The 17,032-nt window shown below is 38.8% G+C and carries 17 protein-coding genes, 1 pseudogene and 1 riboswitch; of the genes and pseudogenes, 16 read left to right on the forward strand and 2 right to left on the reverse strand.

All coding sequences use genetic code 11. The annotated features are described in order from the left end of the window. Window positions 1-399: 399 nt before the first annotated feature. Complete coding sequence (locus TY13_RS17525) at window positions 400-819, reverse strand: VOC family protein (RefSeq protein WP_042478722.1); 420 nt, start codon at window positions 817-819, stop codon at window positions 400-402. A gap of 161 nt (window positions 820-980) precedes the next feature. Here TY13_RS17525 and TY13_RS21385 point away from each other — a divergent pair. Together TY13_RS21385 and TY13_RS21390 are read left to right on the forward strand one after the other, a co-directional pair. After that, a pseudogene (locus TY13_RS21385) lies at window positions 981-1,106 on the forward strand (GrpB family protein); the annotation flags it as partial. Between the two features lie 74 nt (window positions 1,107-1,180). Then, the gene (locus TY13_RS21390; protein ID WP_407637746.1) at window positions 1,181-1,315 is read left to right on the forward strand and encodes a GrpB family protein; all 135 of its coding nucleotides are present in this window, start codon (window positions 1,181-1,183) and stop codon (window positions 1,313-1,315) included. Window positions 1,316-1,351: 36 nt separating this feature from the next. On the opposite strand, the gene TY13_RS17535 is transcribed toward TY13_RS21390, so the two are convergent. Continuing rightward, complete coding sequence (locus TY13_RS17535; RefSeq protein WP_042478724.1) at window positions 1,352-2,284, reverse strand: LCP family glycopolymer transferase; 933 nt, start codon at window positions 2,282-2,284, stop codon at window positions 1,352-1,354. A gap of 266 nt (window positions 2,285-2,550) precedes the next feature. Between TY13_RS17535 and TY13_RS17540 the strand changes: the two genes are divergently transcribed. From TY13_RS17540 to purD, 14 genes are all read left to right on the forward strand, one after another. After that, entirely contained in the window at window positions 2,551-2,961 is a 411-nt protein-coding gene (locus TY13_RS17540; protein WP_042478727.1) for a hypothetical protein, read from the forward strand. A 66-nt stretch (window positions 2,962-3,027) separates the two neighbouring features. Then, window positions 3,028-3,216, forward strand: a complete 189-nt coding sequence (locus tag TY13_RS17545; protein WP_042478729.1) for an NETI motif-containing protein — start codon at window positions 3,028-3,030, stop codon at window positions 3,214-3,216. 88 nt (window positions 3,217-3,304) lie between these two features. Beyond that, window positions 3,305-3,404, forward strand: a riboswitch (purine riboswitch). A gap of 138 nt (window positions 3,405-3,542) precedes the next feature. Next, complete coding sequence (gene purE / locus TY13_RS17550; RefSeq protein WP_042478738.1) at window positions 3,543-4,031, forward strand: 5-(carboxyamino)imidazole ribonucleotide mutase; 489 nt, start codon at window positions 3,543-3,545, stop codon at window positions 4,029-4,031. Then, window positions 4,028-5,152 (forward strand): 5-(carboxyamino)imidazole ribonucleotide synthase, encoded by a 1,125-nt coding sequence (purK, locus tag TY13_RS17555; RefSeq protein ID WP_042478739.1) that lies wholly within the window; start codon window positions 4,028-4,030, stop codon window positions 5,150-5,152. The genes purE and purK overlap by 4 nt, the downstream gene beginning before the upstream one ends. A gap of 15 nt (window positions 5,153-5,167) precedes the next feature. After that, the gene (gene purB / locus TY13_RS17560; RefSeq protein ID WP_042478740.1) at window positions 5,168-6,463 is read left to right on the forward strand and encodes an adenylosuccinate lyase; all 1,296 of its coding nucleotides are present in this window, start codon (window positions 5,168-5,170) and stop codon (window positions 6,461-6,463) included. Window positions 6,464-6,481: 18 nt separating this feature from the next. After that, on the forward strand, window positions 6,482-7,192 hold the full coding sequence (gene purC / locus TY13_RS17565; protein ID WP_042478741.1) for a phosphoribosylaminoimidazolesuccinocarboxamide synthase: 711 nt from the start codon (window positions 6,482-6,484) through the stop codon (window positions 7,190-7,192). Between the two features lie 2 nt (window positions 7,193-7,194). After that, window positions 7,195-7,440 (forward strand): phosphoribosylformylglycinamidine synthase subunit PurS, encoded by a 246-nt coding sequence (purS, locus tag TY13_RS17570; protein ID WP_042478742.1) that lies wholly within the window; start codon window positions 7,195-7,197, stop codon window positions 7,438-7,440. 3 nt (window positions 7,441-7,443) lie between these two features. Then, window positions 7,444-8,127: a phosphoribosylformylglycinamidine synthase subunit PurQ gene (gene purQ, locus TY13_RS17575; protein WP_042478743.1), complete on the forward strand. Its 684-nt coding sequence runs from the start codon at window positions 7,444-7,446 to the stop codon at window positions 8,125-8,127. Further along, window positions 8,114-10,348 (forward strand): phosphoribosylformylglycinamidine synthase subunit PurL, encoded by a 2,235-nt coding sequence (gene purL / locus TY13_RS17580; protein ID WP_042478744.1) that lies wholly within the window; start codon window positions 8,114-8,116, stop codon window positions 10,346-10,348. The genes purQ and purL overlap by 14 nt, the downstream gene beginning before the upstream one ends. Next, window positions 10,324-11,748 carry an amidophosphoribosyltransferase gene (gene purF / locus TY13_RS17585; RefSeq protein ID WP_042478746.1) on the forward strand — a complete coding sequence of 475 codons (1,425 nt, stop codon included), beginning with the start codon at window positions 10,324-10,326 and terminating at the stop codon, window positions 11,746-11,748. Before purL ends, purF begins: the two co-directional genes overlap by 25 nt. A gap of 238 nt (window positions 11,749-11,986) precedes the next feature. Continuing rightward, complete coding sequence (gene purM, locus TY13_RS17590; protein ID WP_042478748.1) at window positions 11,987-13,042, forward strand: phosphoribosylformylglycinamidine cyclo-ligase; 1,056 nt, start codon at window positions 11,987-11,989, stop codon at window positions 13,040-13,042. Then, on the forward strand, window positions 13,042-13,599 hold the full coding sequence (purN, locus tag TY13_RS17595; protein WP_042478750.1) for a phosphoribosylglycinamide formyltransferase: 558 nt from the start codon (window positions 13,042-13,044) through the stop codon (window positions 13,597-13,599). The genes purM and purN overlap by 1 nt, the downstream gene beginning before the upstream one ends. Before the next feature lie 67 nt (window positions 13,600-13,666). Then, window positions 13,667-15,193, forward strand: coding sequence for a bifunctional phosphoribosylaminoimidazolecarboxamide formyltransferase/IMP cyclohydrolase (gene purH / locus TY13_RS17600; protein WP_042478752.1), 1,527 nt, complete (start codon window positions 13,667-13,669; stop codon window positions 15,191-15,193). A gap of 563 nt (window positions 15,194-15,756) precedes the next feature. Then, window positions 15,757-17,013, forward strand: coding sequence for a phosphoribosylamine--glycine ligase (gene purD, locus TY13_RS17605; RefSeq protein ID WP_042478754.1), 1,257 nt, complete (start codon window positions 15,757-15,759; stop codon window positions 17,011-17,013). Window positions 17,014-17,032 lie beyond the last annotated feature (19 nt).

Consider the following 17,032-nt stretch of genomic DNA (forward strand, 5'->3'; position numbering starts at 1 on the left):
TCGCTATCACTTTCAAGCGAACATGACATGAAGCAGTGCAGATGAGCAATTTTTTGTATGCAAATAGGATTTTCTATGGCGTTCCTGATAGAAGTGCAAAAGTTACTGATAAAACCTCAAAACTTACTGATAGAAGTGCGAAAGTTACTGATAGAACCCTAAAACTTGCTGATAGAAAGTAAAAATCTCCTGATAGGAACATCAAGCCTATTGATTAAACATCTAGGTATGGTCACAGATTTAGAAGAGAGACTAGTACGACATAAATCAATTAATCGTTATCACAGGATGTGATAACTTCCACTCAACCCGAAAAAATCAAGATTAGAGTTAGCCCTAGTGTAATGGATATAAAAAAACTCAATAAGTATTGAGTTTTTTTTCCAATATCTCGATTGCCTAATCGGAAATTAAATATTTTTCTTTAAATATTGAACTCAATTCGCTCCAAACATCAAATTTATTTCCGTTTAAATCATAGAAAACAAAATTTCTTCCAGAGTGTCCTCTGTTTTCTATTTCCCCAACTCTAATTTGTTTTTCTATAAAATCCTTATGTATAGCTTCTAAAGCACTCAGCCCGTTGACTTCGAATGTTAATGAAAAACGTTCTTCGCCATAAATATCGTAAAAATTTGCGCTTTGATTTTCATTAGACTTTACAAGAAATATACTTTGATTAGCAAAGTTAAGTATCGCTTTATCTTCATCTTTATAACTCAATTCAGCCTCTAATTTGTTCACATACCAATCTGAAGAAAGTTCTACATTTAAAACAGGAATATAAGTTGTACCAACTCTCAATAATTTTTCCTTCACTCATTTCCCCCCTTATAAGTTTGTCATTTAGAGAATTCTGATAATATAAGTTTATCATAGGTATGAGCTAATAATGAATTAACACAATAAAACAAAAGGAGTTTCAAATGTTGAGAAAAACAGAAATTGTCCCTTGGTCAAAAGAATGGAATAAATTATATATGAAAGAAGCTGAAATACTCAAGGGTATATTTGCAGATGAAATGATAAATATCTTTCATATAGGAAGTACATCTGTCCAATCAATAGACTATGCAAAACCAATAATTGATATTTTGATTGTAGTAAGAGATATAGAGCATATCGATTTATTCAATAACAAAATGAGCACCTTTAAATATGAAGCAAGGGGGAAAATGGAATACCTGAAAGAAGATATTTTGTCAAAGGGAAGGAGAAGCGAACGCATCATGTTCATATTTTTCAAACAGGTAACCAGAATATTAACAAACATTTAAAATTTAAAAGAACCAATCTATTAAAAAATAAAACCTGAGCGATTAATATTTTGTTAATCGTTCAGGTTTTTTGGCTATTGTTCAATCTCTAAATGCAGTTGCAAATTGTTACTAATATCCATTAACTCTTGCTCGTCAAATATATAGTACCAAAGTGTATCGATGCGCTGGCCATCACCTTTTTCAAATTGGAGCTGGTCAATATTTTTGTCTAAATTAGAGTACAGCTTTTGCAATTGGTATAAATTATTCATTGGGAAGTTCATTTGGACATTATCACCTAGCACATCGAAAATATCGTTTAGCTTTAATAAAGTAGATGGGCTTGTTGCTTTTGTTGCGATAGCTTCAATTAATTGCTTTTGGCGTAACTGTCTGCCAAAATCACCTCGCGGGTCTTCGTAGCGAATACGTGTGAAGACAAGTGCCTCTTCTCCGTTTAGGGAAACCTCTCCTTTAGGGAAAGTATATTGTCTATGCGATAAATCTATGTCATTGTTAACTGTTACGTTACCTAGTACATCAATAATTTGTAAAAAGCCCTCCATATTAACGGCCACATAATAATCAATCGGGATATTTAAAATATTTTCTACTGTGGCAATTGTCATAGGTATACCGCCACGTGCATAAGCATGATTAATTTTTTCAACAGTGTTATTGCCAACGATTTCAACACGAGCATCTCGGGGGATGCTTAACATTTTTACGCTTTTTAGGTCTGGATTTACTGTTACTACAATCATTGTATCTGTTCGTCCACTATCATGCTCACGCTCATCAATTCCTAATAAAAGAACTGAGAATGGCTCAATATGCGGAAGTTTTTCAGAAACGATTTCTTCGTTGTGACCTAGATGCTCCTGTGATTGCATTTTTTCAACAGCTTTTTGGAAGGAGTAATATGTATATCCCCCGTAACTAGCTATACTGATTAATAATAAACTAATTAAAAACAATACGACCTTTTTCCAAGTTCGCATTTTAGGTTTTGTTCGCTTTTTCATATTTAATCTCCGTTTTCTTTAATGAATTCATATAGACGTCATTATTTATAATAAAGTTGCGGAAAATAACTAGCTTGTTTTAGTATAAATTAACCTAGTTTGTTTGTCACTTCCTGTTCATCTCAAGTTCATGATATGTATGGAAGTGTATAATTATATAAATAAATTTTCATGATTCAGCAATGTTTTCTGTAGCGATAGAAGAAAATTTCCTCCTGAAACGAAAATTAATATTGCTCGTCAAATAGGGAAAGGGGGCGCTAAAAGTGAAAAGGAAAATAGTAGCTAGCTGTATAATAATTTTATGTGTGATTACTGTTATTATTGGGGTTTCTTATATTCCACAAAAATTAATCAAAGTGAATTCAAAGGAAGTCGTGAAAATTGAAATCACAAATGGCCAGACAGGTGAAAAAACAGAAATTATGAATCATGAACAAATTTCGCAAATACTTTTCAATTTAGCTGATATTACAATTCAAAAAGAGCAATCTGAGAAGGACTTCAAAGGGTATCATTATTGGATAAAAATTTATACAGAAAAAGGCATAGCTCAGCAATTAACGATTCATGAGGCAGACACGATTATTTATAAGGACGTGCTCTATAAAACTAAAGGAAAGTCGATTGATAAAGCGTATATTGATCGCTTATTTACAGAAGTGACAAACATTTGACGAAATTTAATTCTCTTTCATGCTATAGTAGTGATAACAGATATAGGCTTGGAAGGATGAAGAGTATTGTCAAAAAAACAAGTTTGGTATGAGGTGCAAGATGATGAAACAATTGAGCAATGCCTAGAAAGAATGGAGCGAGATGGCTACTCAGTATGTGGAAGGAAGGAGGAGCCAGTATTCCATTTAGTAGATGGGGAACCAACGTATTTGCGCCAAAAAATTCAATTTAAAGGTATACTACGAAAAGAATAGTTCTAAAAACCGAACATTAATGTTTTCTGAAAATTTATCGTTCGCATTTTTGCATTGCTTTTATAGAAAAGGCTTGATAAAATGTGAACAGGAAAACATTTTACCCACACATATATGCTAGAGGATATGGCTTTAGTGTTTCTACCCGGTACCGTAAATTCCGGACTATGTTGGGAAGCAACTATTCAATTTTGGAATGATATAAAAAGAAAGCAAATTCTTTTATTTATTCAGTCCTTGGGTAGTTTGCTTTCTAGTACATAGAAAGCGAACTATTCAAGGATTTTTTGATTTAAAGTAAATATTTATTTAAGGAGTGCGAGATGATGAACCCAAAAATTGGCGTTATTATGGGAAGCTCTAGCGATTGGGAGACAATGAAACATGCATGCGAAATATTGGATGAGCTAAAAGTATCTTATGAAAAGCAGGTGGTGTCAGCACATCGCACACCAGATTTAATGTTTGAATATGCAGAGACAGCGCGTGGACGCGGCATTCAAGTAATTATTGCAGGTGCTGGTGGTGCAGCGCATTTACCAGGGATGGTAGCAGCAAAAACAACATTACCGGTTATCGGTGTTCCAGTGCAATCGAAGGCATTAAACGGTCTAGATTCTTTATTATCAATTGTACAAATGCCAGGTGGCGTACCTGTTGCAACAGTTGCAATTGGAAAAGCAGGTGCAACGAATGCAGGCTTACTTGCAGCACAAATTTTATCTACAACAGATGTAGAAATTGCAGAGCGTTTGGAAAAGCGTCGTGAAGCAATTAAGCAACAAGTGTTAGAAAGCACAGGTGAACTACAGTGACAAAAGTTATTTATCCAGGGCAAACAATCGGAATTATTGGCGGTGGTCAATTAGGACGTATGATGGCTTTAGCAGCAAAGGAAGCAGGCTTTAAAATTGCTGTATTGGAGCCTGCAATGGATTCACCATGCGGACAAGTTGCCGATGTTAGAATTGTAGCTGCATATGATGATGAAGCAGCATTGGAAGAGTTAGCAGAAGTTAGTGATGTTATCACATACGAATTTGAAAATATTGATTACGAAGGTTTAAAGCGATTAACACAGATTGCATATGTGCCACAAGGTGCGGAGCTTGTTCGTATTACACAAAATCGTGTGACAGAAAAGGCTGCAATTGTAGAGGCAGGCTGTCCAGTAGCGCCTTACGTTGTAGCAGAAAGCTATGTAGAGCTTGTGGCTCAAATCCATGAAGTAGGTTTCCCTTGTATCGTTAAGACTGCTCGTGGTGGCTATGATGGGAAAGGTCAGCAGCTATTAAAATCAGCAGATGATTTACCTTTAGTGGAAGAGTTGTTTAAACATTCTGTTTGCATTGCTGAAGGATTTGTACCTTTTGAAAAAGAAATATCTGTTATCGTACAACGCAATGGACAAGGTCAAACATGCTGCTTACCTGTTGGAGAAAATATTCATGTGAATCATATTTTACATGAAACAATTGTACCAGCGCGTATTGCAAAAACGACTTATGAAAAAGCGACAGAGGCTGCAACAAAAATTGCAGATTCTTTAGATTTAGTAGGTACTTTAGCTGTTGAAATGTTCGTTTTAGAGAATGGGGAACTTGTAATTAATGAATTAGCACCAAGACCACATAATTCTGGGCATTATTCAATTGAAGCATGCAATATTTCTCAATTTGGACAGCATATTAGAGCAGTATGTGGCTGGCCATTACGTCAGCCTAAATTATGGGCACCAACAGTTTCAATTAATATTTTAGGTCAACATGTAATTCCCTTAACCAATTCAATAGCAAAATACCCAGACTGGTCAGTTCATCTTTATGGAAAAGCTGAGGCAAAGGTGAACCGTAAAATGGGGCATGTTACAATAATGGCAGATGATATGGACATAATACTACAACAAATAAATCAATCTGGCATTTGGTCAGAATAAGGGGAGTAAATACAGATGATCGAACGTTACACACGACCAGAAATGGGTGCAATCTGGACAGAGCAAAATAAATATCAAGCATGGCTAGAAGTTGAAATTTTAGCATGCGAGGCATGGGCTGAAATTGGAGATATTCCACATGAGGATGTAGCAAAAATTCGCGCTAACGCTTCATTTGATGTGAACCGGATTTTGGAAATCGAAGAAGAAACACGCCATGATGTAGTAGCGTTCACACGTGCTGTATCAGAAACGCTTGGCGAAGAGCGCAAATGGGTGCATTATGGATTAACTTCAACAGATGTTGTAGATACAGCATTATCTTATTTAATCAAACAGGCAAATGATATTTTACGTAAGGATTTACACAATTTTATTGAAATTATTGCAGAAAAGGCAAAAGAGCATAAATATACAGTTATGATGGGACGAACACATGGTGTACATGCGGAGCCAACAACGTTTGGTTTAAAGCTAGCATTGTGGCATGAGGAAATGAAACGTAACTTGGAGCGTTTTGAAGCTGCTGCGAAAATTATCGAAACAGGTAAAATGAGCGGTGCGGTTGGGACGTATGCCAATATAGACCCTCGCGTAGAGCAATATGTGTGTGAAAAGTTAGGACTAGCCGCAGCGCCGATTTCAACACAAACATTACAGCGTGACCGTCATGCGCAGTATTTTTCAACACTTGCTTTAATTGCCACATCTATTGAAAAATTTGCGACAGAAATACGAGGTCTGCAAAAATCAGAGCAACGCGAAGTGGAGGAGGCGTTTGGTAAAGGGCAAAAGGGCTCGTCTGCTATGCCACATAAACGCAACCCAATCGGCTCTGAGAACATGACAGGGATGGCAAGGTTGATTCGAGGATATATGCTTACTGCCTATGAAAATGTAGCGCTTTGGCATGAGCGTGATATTTCACATTCATCTGCAGAGCGTGTCATTATTCCTGATGCAACAATCGCACTTAACTATATGTTAAATCGCTTTGGAAACATCGTTAAAAACTTAACTGTATTCCCTGAAAATATGAAGCGCAATATGGATCGTACATTCGGTTTGATTTATTCACAACGTATTTTATTAGCTTTGATTGATAAAGGCTTAGTTCGTGAAGAAGCCTATGATACAGTACAGCCACTTACAGCACGCGCATGGGATGAACAAATTGGATTCCGTTCATTAGTAGAAGCAAACGAAAAAATTATGACTTACTTATCACCAGAAGAAATTGATGATTGCTTCGATTATAACTATCACATTCAACATGTTGATATGATTTTTGAACGATTAGGCTTAAATTAATCGCAGGGGGAATCCGCAATGAATAAAGGTCAGCTATTATACGAAGGCAAGGCAAAACGTCTGTATGCTACAGAAGATACTAATATTTTATTTGTAGAGTACAAAGACAGTGCGACAGCATTTAATGGCGAGAAAAAAGAAGAAATTGCTGGTAAAGGCATTTTAAATAACCGCATAACAACGTTGATTTTTGAAAAATTGCAAGAGCATGGTATTGCATCGCATTTTATTAAACGTTTGTCAGACAATGAGCAACTTGTAAAAAAAGTAGACATTATTCCAATTGAAGTTGTTGTTCGCAATATTGCAGCGGGTAGCCTAGCGAAGCGCTTGGGCTTTGAAGAAGGCAGACCACTGACACGCCCAATTGTAGAATTTTATTATAAAGATGATGCACTGGGGGACCCGTTTATTACAACGGAGCATATCGATGTGTTAGGTATAGCGACAGCACAGCAAGTACAAGCCTTGTATGATAATGCGCTACAGGTGAATAAAGTATTGCAGCCATTGTTTGAAGAGGTAGGCGTCCAACTAATTGATTTTAAATTGGAGTTTGGGCTTGATGAAGCGGGAGAAGTGTTACTAGCAGATGAAATTTCGCCAGATACATGTCGTTTATGGGATGCCAAGACAAAACGTAAGCTTGACAAAGACGTATTCCGACGTGATTTAGGTAATTTAACAGAAGTTTATGAAATTATTTTAAAAAAACTTGGAGGCAAATAATCATGAAAAAAGTGAAAATTTACGTAACATTAAAAGAAAGCATTTTAGACCCACAAGGCTCAGCAGTACAAGGTTCTTTAAAGAAAATCGGCTACGAGGAAGTAGCAGACTTACGTATCGGTAAATACCTAGAATTAACAATCGGTGACACAACTCGTGATATCGATACAATCGTTAAAGAAATGTGCGAAAAAGTGTTAACAAACACTGTAATCGAAAACTACCGCTATGAAGTCGAGGAGGCTTAATCCATGAAATTTGCAGTGCTCGTTTTTCCAGGATCGAACTGTGATATCGATATGTATCATGCGATCAAGGATGAATTAGGTGAAGAAGTAGAATACGTTTGGCATACAGAAACATCTTTAGAAGGCTTTGATGGTGCATTAGTTCCTGGGGGCTTCTCTTACGGTGACTACTTACGCTGTGGAGCTATGGCGAACCAATCAAATATTATGAAGGCTTTAAAGGAATTTGCAGCGCAAGGTAAGCCAGTATTAGGGGTTTGTAATGGGTTCCAAATCTTAACAGAAGCAGGTCTTTTACCAGGTGCATTATTACGTAACAAAAACTTAAAATTCATGTGCCGTACAGTTCAACTTAAAGTTGAAAATAATAATACATTATTTACGAATCAGTACGAAGCTAATGAAATTATCGATATTCCAATCGCTCACGGTGAAGGAAACTACTACTGTGACGAGGAAACATTAGAATCATTAAAAGCAAACAATCAAATTGCTTTCACATATTCAGGTGACAATCCCAACGGTTCTTTAGCTGATATTGCGGGAATCATCAATGAGCAAGGAAATGTACTTGGTATGATGCCACACCCTGAGCGTGCGGCTAATGAAATCGTAGGCGGCGCAGACGGTTTAAAATTATTCAAATCAATTTTGAAGCAGTGGGGGGAACAACATGTCAACAAATAATTTCGAGCCAACAGCGGAGCAAATTAAAGAGCAACGTCTTTATGCAGACATGGGGATGACAGATGCAGAATACGATTTAGCTGTCGAAAAATTGGGAGGACGTAAGCCTAATTGGACAGAAATTGGTTTATTCTCTGTAATGTGGTCAGAGCACTGCTCTTATAAAAAATCAAAGCCCGTATTGCGTAAATTCCCAACAAAAGGTCCTCAAGTATTACAAGGTCCTGGTGAAGGTGCTGGTATCGTTGATATCGGTGATGAGCAAGCTGTTGTATTCAAAATGGAATCACATAACCACCCATCTGCTATAGAGCCTTACCAAGGAGCTGCAACAGGCGTTGGCGGTATTATTCGTGACGTATTCTCAATGGGGGCACGCCCAATCGCAATGTTAAACTCTTTACGCTTTGGTGAGTTAAAATCAGCGCGTGGTAAATATTTATTTGAAGAAGTTGTAGCTGGTATTGCAGGCTATGGTAACTGTATCGGTATCCCAACAGTTGGTGGCGAAATCCAATTCGATCCTTGTTATGAAGGTAATCCACTTGTAAACGCAATGTGTGTAGGCTTAATCGACCATAAGGATATTCAAAAAGGTGTAGCTGCTGGTGTAGGTAATACGGTAATGTACGTAGGTGCTAAAACAGGTCGTGATGGTATTCACGGTGCAACATTCTCTTCTGAGGAGCTATCAGAAGAAGCTGATGAAAAGCGTTCAGCAGTACAAGTTGGTGACCCTTTCATGGAGAAATTGCTTCTTGAAGCTTGCTTAGAGGTTGTAAAATCGGATGCATTAGTTGGTATTCAAGATATGGGTGCTGCTGGATTAACTTCATCTTCAGCAGAAATGGCTTCAAAAGCTGGTACTGGTGTTGAAATGAACTTAGACTTAGTACCACAGCGTGAAACAAATATGACAGCGTATGAAATGATGTTATCTGAATCACAAGAACGTATGTTAATCGTTGTTAAGGCAGGTCGCGAGGAAGAAATTAAAGCGATTTTTGAAAAATATGATTTAGATGCCGTAGCAGTAGGTCGTGTAACAGATGACAAAATGCTTCGCTTACTACACAAAGGTGAAGTAGTTGCTGAGGTATTGGCAGATGCTTTAGCAGAGGATGCACCTGTTTACAATATGCCAGATGCAGAGCCAGCATACTTCGCTGAATTCCAAGCGATGGAAAATGCAGAGCCTGCTGTAACTGATTATAAAGAAACATTAACAGCACTTTTAAAAGCACCAACAGTTGCTTCAAAGGAGTGGGTTTATGATCAATATGACCACCAAGTTCGTACAAATACAGTAGTAAAACCGGGTTCTGATGCAGCGGTATTACGTGTACGCGGTACTAATAAAGGCTTAGCGATGACAACAGACTGTAACTCTCGTTATATTTACCTAGACCCAGAAACAGGCGGTAAAATTGCGGTAGCAGAGGCAGCGCGTAACGTAGTATGTTCTGGTGGTGAGCCACTTGCAATTACTGACTGCTTAAACTTCGGTAACCCTGAAAAGCCAGAAATCTTCTGGCAAATTCAAAAATCTGCTGACGGTATTGCAGCAGCATGCTTAGCATTAAATGCGCCTGTAATCGGTGGTAACGTATCAATGTATAATGAGCGTTCTGGTGAAGCTGTTTATCCAACACCAACAATTGGTATGGTTGGCTTAATAAAGGATTTATCGCATGTAACAACACAAGAAGTGAAGGCAGCAGGCGATTATGTGTATTTAATCGGTGAAACACAAACAGAATTTGGTGGCTCAGAGCTTCAAAAATTAGTAGAAGGCGCGATTTCAGGAAAAGCACCAGCAATTGATTTAGAAGTGGAAGCAGCGCGTCAAGCAGCTTTATTAACGGCGATTCGCGATGGACTTGTACAATCTGCACATGACGTTTCTGAAGGTGGCGTAGCTGTAGCTTTAGCAGAAAAAACATTTGCAGCACAAGAACTTGGCGTGAACGTAACATTACAAGGTTCTGCAACAACAGCATTATTCGCTGAATCACAATCACGTTTTATCGTGACAGTGAAAGCAGAAAATGCAGCAAGCTTTGAAGCAGTAGTAGCAGATGCAAAGAAAATTGGTACAGTAACAGATGATGCGAAAATCACAATTAATGGAGAAAAAGGCACTCTTGTAGAAGGAACTGTTGAAGAATTCCGTTCTGCTTGGAAAGGAGCAATTCCATGCTTGCTGAAATCAGAGGCTTAAATGAGGAATGTGGTGTATTTGGGATTTGGGGTAACTCAAATCCCGCACACCTTAGCTATTATGGTTTACACGCTTTACAACACCGAGGGCAAGAAGGTGCTGGTATCGTTGTAACAGATGGTGAAGGGCTACGTGCAGTAAAAGGTGAAGGCTTAGTAAACGAAGTATTTAATGAAGAAAAATTAAAAAAAATCAATGGTAAAGCAGCGATTGCCCATGCACGCTACGCAACAGCAGGCGGTCATGGTATGGAAAATGTACAGCCATTATTATTCCACTCATCAACAGGTAGCTTAGCGATTGCGCATAACGGAAACTTAGTAAATGCTAATCATTTAAAGCAATACCTAGAGAGACAGGGGAGTATTTTCCACTCAAGCTCTGATACAGAGGTAGTAGCACACTTAATTAAGAAAAGTAAACTATCACCCTTCCATGCTAAAGTAAAAGAAGCTTTGAATTTATTAAAAGGGGCATATTCGTTATTAGTTATGACGAAGGAGGAAATGCTTGTAGCGCGAGATCCACATGGTTTGCGCCCATTATCTTTAGGTAAGCTTGGCGATAGCTGGGTTGTAGCTTCAGAAACATGTGCTTTTGATTTAATTGGCGCAGAATTTGTACGTTCAGTTGAGCCAGGAGAGTTATTAATTATTAATGATAAAGGTATAACATCTGATCGTTTTGTTGAGATGCAAAATCGCGCCATGTGTGCTATGGAATATGTATATTTAGCTCGTCCAGATTCAGATATTGATGGCATCAATGTTCATATGGCACGTAAACGTATGGGCAAACAATTAGCGCGTGAATGTGCTCATATTGAAGGTGATGTAGTTACTGGTGTACCAGATTCAAGTATTTCTGCAGCGATTGGCTTTGCAGAGGAAAGTGGTATTCCATATGAGCTTGGTTTAATTAAAAATCGCTATGTTGGGCGTACATTTATTCAACCAACACAAGAATTGCGTGAACGTGGTGTAAAAATGAAATTATCACCAGTTATTCAAGTTGTTAAGGGGAAACGTGTCATCATGGTAGATGACTCAATTGTTCGTGGTACTACTTCACGTCGTATTGTTCGAATGTTGAAAGAAGCGGGAGCAGCAGAAGTGCATGTTGTCATTTCATCTCCACCAATGACAGACCCTTGCTTCTATGGTATCGACACTTCAACACACGAAGAATTAATTGCAGCAAGCCATAATGTTGAAGAAATTAGACAAGCTATAGAGGCAGATTCATTAACATTTTTATCAGCACAGGGCATGATTGATTCTATCGCTCGTCCATTTGATGATGAGAATCGTGGTTTATGTTTAGCGTGTTTCACAGGAAAATACCCAACTGAAATTTTCCCTGATACACTTTTACCACATGAAAAAGAATTATTAAGCTAAGAATACAGTTTTAAACTTTCTTATAAAGGTAGCTATGGGGCTGTAAAATAAGTCCGTTTAGTTCTTGAATAATTCAAAAAATTGCGCTTACTTATTTCTTTTTCAAATTTGGGCTAAGGGCTTTAAAAGAAAGTCAGTCCTTGTTTGAATGGGAAATACTTCAATAAAGTGCATACGGCTGGCGGGACTTTCTCGCTAGCTTATCATCGGTTAATCCAACAAAGGAGGCGCTTTTCGCATGTCGAAAGCATATGAACAAGCAGGCGTAAATATAGAGGCTGGCTATGAAGCTGTAAAGCGTATGAAATCTCACGTTGAACGTACAAACCGTTTAGGTGTAATGGGGACGTTTGGTGGCTTTGGCGGCATGTTTGATTTATCTACATTAAACCTAAAGGAACCTGTATTAATTTCAGGTACGGATGGTGTTGGTACAAAGCTAAAGCTAGCTTTCATGGTTGATAAACATGACACAATTGGTGTTGACTGTGTTGCGATGTGTGTCAATGATATCGTTGCACAAGGTGCGGAGCCATTATATTTCCTAGACTATGTGGCTGTCGGCAAAGCGGAGCCAGCAAAAATTGAGCAAATCGTAAAAGGTGTTGCGGATGGCTGTGTTCAATCAGGTGCAGCATTAATCGGTGGCGAAACGGCAGAAATGCCAGGTCTTTATGAGGAAGATGAGTACGATTTAGCAGGCTTTGCAGTAGGGGCTTGTGAAAAGAGCGCTATTATTACAGGTGAAAAAATCGCGGATGGCGATGTGCTTATAGGAATCGCTTCTAGCGGTGTTCACTCTAACGGTTATTCATTAGTACGTAAAATTGTTTTCGCAGATAATGGTTATGCGGTAGATCAAGTTGTAGAAAGCTACGAGGCACTAGGTCCGATTGGTGAAGCATTGTTAGTACCAACAAAGCTTTATGCGAAGCCAGTGTTAGCGGCGATTAAAGTTGCTGATGTACATGGCTGTGCACACGTCACGGGCGGTGGCTTCTATGAAAACTTACCACGCATGATGCCAGAGGGGCTTGCAACAGAAATCGATTTAGGCTCTTGGCCTGTACTTCCTATTTTTGAATTTTTGAAGGAGAAAGGTCAGTTAGCTGATAAAGATTTATACAATGTATTCAACATGGGGATTGGCTTTGTAATCGCTGTTCCAGCAGCAGATGCAGGCAAGGTACTTGAAGCTGTTGAAGCAAACGGTGAAAAAGCGTATGAAATCGGTCGCGTTGTAAAAGGCGAAGGTGTTATTTTCAAAGGTGAGCATGACGGGAGTTTAGTGTAATGACAAAAATAGCAGTATTTGCGTCAGGTAGCGGTAGCAATTTTCAAGCTATTGCGGAAAGCATCCTGCGTGGCGAGCTAAATGCTAAAATTGAGCTAGTAATAACAGATAAGCCAGGGGCATTTGTTGTAACACGTGCCAAAGAGCTGGGTATCCCAGTACTAGAGATAGCACCAAAGACATTCGCTTCAAAGGCAGATTATGAGCAAGCGATTATTGATGCTTTACAAGAAAAAAATATTGAGTGGATTGTTTTAGCAGGCTATATGCGCTTAATTGGGGAAACGTTGTTATCGGCATTCCCAAATCGCATTGTCAATATCCACCCATCTTTACTGCCATCTTTCCCAGGCAAAGATGCCATTGGACAAGCATATGAGCATGGTGTAAAAGTGACAGGTGTAACAGTCCATTTTGTAGACGCTGGTATGGATACAGGCCCAATTATTGCACAGGTTGCGGTAGAGGTAGCGGAATCACGTGAAGAAACTGAAGAGCGTATCCATCAAGCAGAACACAAGTTATATACAGCTACACTCAAACAATTATTTCAATAAAAATTAAAGGCTGTCGGTATTTTCACGACAGCCCCAACATTTTCAACATACATTGGAGGATTTTATCGTGGGTAAACGTGCACTTATTAGTGTTTCGAATAAAGAAGGTATTTTAGAATTTGCAAAAGAATTAGTGGCATTAGGTTATGAAATTTTATCAACTGGTGGTACGAAAAGCATGCTACAGGACAATAATGTACCAGTAACAGCTGTCGATGAAGTAACAAAGTTTCCAGAAATTTTAGATGGACGTGTAAAAACATTAAACCCAATGATTCACGGTGGTCTTTTAGGGAAGTTTGATGATGCTTCACACCAAGCACAAATGAATGAGCATGGCATTGAGCCAATCGAGATAGTTTGTGTAAATTTATATCCTTTTGTTGAAACAATTTCAAAGCCTAATGTGACATTAGACGACGCAATTGAAAATATCGATATCGGTGGACCAACAATGTTACGCTCTGCTGCGAAAAACCATCAATACGTAACAGTAATTGTAGATGCAACAGATTATACGCAAGTACTGGAAGAGTTAAAGACGAATGGGGCAACGACAATTGAAACGCGCCGCAAGTTAGCAGCAAAGGTATTCCGTCATACAGCTGCATACGACTCTTACATTTCAAATTACTTAACAGAAGAAGATTTCCCAGAAAGCTTAACTTTAACTTATGAATTAAAGCAAAATTTACGATATGGTGAAAACCCACATCAAAAAGCGGCATTCTATCAAAAACGTTTAGGCTCTGACTTCTCGATCGCATTTGCGGAGCAGCTTCACGGTAAAGAGCTTTCTTACAATAATATTCAAGACGCTAATGCTGCATTGCAAATTGTTAAAGAATTCGATATGCCTGCTGCTGTAGCAGTTAAGCATATGAACCCATGTGGTGTTGGTACAGGTGCTACGATTGAAGAAGCATTCAACAAGGCATATGAGGCTGATCCAACATCTATTTTCGGCGGTATTATCGCGTTAAACAAAGAGGTGGATAAAGCAACGGCTGAAAAGCTTGGGGGCATTTTCTTAGAAATTATTATTGCGCCTTCATTTACAGAAGATGCATTAGAAATTTTAACAGCGAAGAAAAACATCCGCTTAATGACAATCGATTTCTCACAAGCGAAACAAGATCAATTCAATGTTGTATCAGTAGAAGGTGGCTTACTTGTACAGGAGCCAGATCGTTACGGCTTCAACGATGCAACAATAAATGTTGTAACAGATCGCGAGCCAACTGAAGAAGAGTGGAACGCATTAAAATTAGGCTGGGCAGTAGTGAAGCATGTAAAATCGAATGCCATCGTTGTTACTGATAGCCAAATGACATTAGGTGTAGGTGCAGGACAAATGAATCGAGTTGGCGCAGCGAAGATTGCCTTTGAACAAGCTGGCGAAAAAGCACAAGGTGCAGCATTAGCATCTGATGCATTCTTCCCAATGAGCGATTCAGTTGAAGCAGCACACGCAGCCGGCATTACAGCAATTATTCAGCCAGGTGGTTCAATTAAAGACCAAGAATCAATTGATAAGGCAAACGAATATGGCATCGCAATGGTATTTACAGGTGTACGTCACTTCAAACATTAAAAAACAATAGCATAAGTAAAATAGAGCGGTTATAATAGAATAATGTTTCGTTGCTACTTTTGGTCGGGGAGCAACAGAAGCGTTATGAAAAATGCCTTAGCTGAAGCCTTTCAGCAGGCGTAATGAAGCAGCGTGGCTTTGGCCGGACATGCTGTTGAAAAAGTCGCGATTGAATTATCCACTTTGGCCGGGGGAAATAAATCGCAAATTATCATATTTGAGCAACAGCACTATTTTGGTCGGGTACGTTTGTTGTTCAAATAATGATAAAACGCTCGCTGTAATAGCGAGCGTTTTTTTATTAGGGTTTTTAGGCGAGGGAAATTCGTAGATAACTTGGGCAATTCGCAGATATGTCATGAGAAAATGCAGATAACTTGGGGGATTCGCAGATAAGTCATGAAAAAACGCAGATAAATCGAGAAAAGCGCAGATAATCCATGAAAAAACGCAGATAACTCAGGAAAATCGCTTCTTACCTGAGAAGTTCGTAAATACCCCAGTAAACTGTCATTTTAAAAGTGAAAGTTCTTACTATATTTTATATCAGGAGGTTTTGAAAGATGAAAGTTCTTGTAATTGGTAGCGGTGGACGTGAGCATGCAATTGCTAAACAGTTTAGCTTTGCGCCATCAGTAGAGAAAGTATTCGTGGCACCTGGTAATGATGGGATGCGTGCAGATGCAGAGCTAGTAGCAATTGATGCAATGGATTTTGCTGCATTAGTGGCATTTGCAAAGGAACAAGGCATTGATTTAACATTTGTTGGACCTGAGCAACCATTAGCAGCAGGGATTGTAGACTATTTCCAACAAGAAGGTTTAACTATTTTTGGACCGACAAAAGCTGCTGCACAAATTGAAGGCTCTAAATCGTATGCTAAGGAGCTTATGCAAAAATACAATATTCCGACTGCCGCATATGCAACATTTACAGAGGCTGTGCCAGCAATTGCTTACATTAAAGAACAAGGCGCCCCAATTGTTGTAAAGGCAGATGGCTTGGCTGCTGGTAAAGGTGTTATTGTTGCAATGACAGAGCAAGAGGCAATTGATGCAGTTAATGATATGATTGGCAATCAACGTTTTGGTGACTCTTCTTCACGTGTTGTAATTGAAGAGTTTTTAGATGGCGAAGAGTTTTCATTTATGTCTTTCGTACATAAAGGGCAAATTTATCCAATGGTCATCGCGCAAGATCATAAGCGTGCTTATGATGGGGATAAAGGCCCGAACACAGGTGGTATGGGCGCTTATTCACCAGTACCACAAATTCCACAGGAGGTTGTCTCAAAAGCATACATTGAAATTGTAGAGCCGACTGTCAAAGCAATGGAGGAGGAAGGCGTATCCTTCACTGGTATTCTTTATGCTGGACTTATTTTAACTGCAAAAGGTCCAAAAGTAATTGAGTTCAATGCACGTTTTGGAGATCCTGAAACGCAAGTTGTGTTACCTCGTATGGCATCTGATTTTGGTTTATTTATGCAAGCACTAATGGCTGAGAAATATTTTGATTTACAATGGTCAAACGAAGCGATGCTAGGGGTAGTAGTTGCAGCAGAAGGCTATCCAGGCGATGTTGAAAAAGGAAATCCACTGCCAAATATGCAAGCAATTAGCGAGCAATATGCAGTGTACCATGCTGGAACAAAACTAGTAGATAGCACATTCGTAGGTAATGGTGGCCGTGTATTACTTGTAGCAGCAAAAGCAGATACACTGTTAGAAGCTCAGCAAAAAGTATACGAAGCACTTGAAACTGAAAGCTGGGATAAATTCTTCTTCCGCAAAGATATCGGTTGGCGCACATTCCAATAAAAGTAGGACGGGGCCTCCC

Origin of the sequence: Bacillus ndiopicus (assembly GCF_000612805.1) — a bacterium.
Lineage (GTDB): Bacteria > Bacillota > Bacilli > Bacillales_A > Planococcaceae > Metasolibacillus > Metasolibacillus ndiopicus.

Excerpts from the sequence above, each read along its gene's own strand:
- TY13_RS17535 (WP_042478724.1), bottom strand. The coding sequence starts at position 2,284 with ATGAAAAAGCGAACAAAACCTAAAATGCGAACTTGGAAAAAGGTCGTA.
- purE (WP_042478738.1), top strand. The coding sequence starts at position 3,543 with ATGAACCCAAAAATTGGCGTTATTATGGGAAGCTCTAGCGATTGGGAG.
- purB (WP_042478740.1), top strand. The coding sequence starts at position 5,168 with ATGATCGAACGTTACACACGACCAGAAATGGGTGCAATCTGGACAGAG.
- purC (WP_042478741.1), top strand. The coding sequence starts at position 6,482 with ATGAATAAAGGTCAGCTATTATACGAAGGCAAGGCAAAACGTCTGTAT.
- purS (WP_042478742.1), top strand. The coding sequence starts at position 7,195 with ATGAAAAAAGTGAAAATTTACGTAACATTAAAAGAAAGCATTTTAGAC.
- purQ (WP_042478743.1), top strand. The coding sequence starts at position 7,444 with ATGAAATTTGCAGTGCTCGTTTTTCCAGGATCGAACTGTGATATCGAT.
- purL (WP_042478744.1), top strand. The coding sequence starts at position 8,114 with ATGTCAACAAATAATTTCGAGCCAACAGCGGAGCAAATTAAAGAGCAA.
- purF (WP_042478746.1), top strand. The coding sequence starts at position 10,324 with ATGCTTGCTGAAATCAGAGGCTTAAATGAGGAATGTGGTGTATTTGGG.
- purM (WP_042478748.1), top strand. The coding sequence starts at position 11,987 with ATGTCGAAAGCATATGAACAAGCAGGCGTAAATATAGAGGCTGGCTAT.
- purN (WP_042478750.1), top strand. The coding sequence starts at position 13,042 with ATGACAAAAATAGCAGTATTTGCGTCAGGTAGCGGTAGCAATTTTCAA.
- purD (WP_042478754.1), top strand. The coding sequence starts at position 15,757 with ATGAAAGTTCTTGTAATTGGTAGCGGTGGACGTGAGCATGCAATTGCT.